The organism is Neisseria sp. P0021.S007, assembly GCF_051956855.1.
The window spans coordinates 1-793 of the sequence record NZ_JBQCXA010000352.1 but is presented as its reverse complement, the minus strand read 5'-3'; the positions used below and the strand labels follow the sequence as shown (position 1 = coordinate 793).

The 793-nt window shown below is 48.4% G+C and carries 2 pseudogenes; one reads left to right on the top strand and one right to left on the bottom strand.

Annotated features, from left to right (window positions below):
- Positions 1–143 (bottom strand): annotated as a pseudogene (locus tag ACTHUR_RS13295) (DedA family protein); the annotation flags it as partial.
- A gap of 249 nt (positions 144–392) precedes the next feature.
- Here ACTHUR_RS13295 and ACTHUR_RS13290 point away from each other — a divergent pair.
- A pseudogene (locus ACTHUR_RS13290) lies at positions 393–793 on the top strand (3-octaprenyl-4-hydroxybenzoate decarboxylase); the annotation flags it as partial.

Genomic DNA, 793 nt, shown 5'->3' with positions numbered 1-793 from the left:
GTATAACCCAGGCCGGAAATCACGCCGCCGGTTACCAGTGTCAAATCTTCAGGAATCGGCACGCCGAAGCCGCAAATAACCAAAACGAAAAACACGGCCGCATAGCCGTATTCAACGAAAAAAGATTCTAAAAATGCAAACATGGCCGCTGTCCCACGATAGATATTGATTGATGACTGGATTAATTTGGAATTTTACCAAAGATAAGGCCGTCTGAAAGCAATCACAAGCAGATATTGTTTAAATTTGACGGTAGTTTGCAAAAAATCTCGAAATTCGGACGTAGAAAGTTGGGATTTGAACAGATTTGGCAGGTACAATAGCCGCTGGTTTATCTTTCAAACCCGAAATGGCAGTCTGTTTTCAGACGGCCTGTTCAGGAAAATGAAATCATGAAATACAGAGATCTGCGAGAATTTATCGCCGGATTGGAAGCTGATGGCAAACTCAAGCGTATTCAGCATCCGGTGTCGCCGTATTTGGAAATGACCGAAATTGCCGACCGCGTGCTGCGCGCCGAAGGGCCAGCGTTGTTGTTTGAAAAACCGATTAAGCCTGACGGTACGCGTTATGATTATCCCGTGTTGGCGAACCTGTTCGGCACGCCCGAACGTGTGGCGCTGGGCATGGGTGCGGACAGTGTGTCCAAACTGCGCGAAATCGGGCAGACGCTGGCGTATCTGAAAGAACCCGAACCGCCCAAAGGCATTAAAGACGCGTTTTCCAAACTGCCGTTGCTGAAAGACATTTGGAGCATGGCGCCGAACGTGGTGAAAAATGCGCCGTGTCAGGA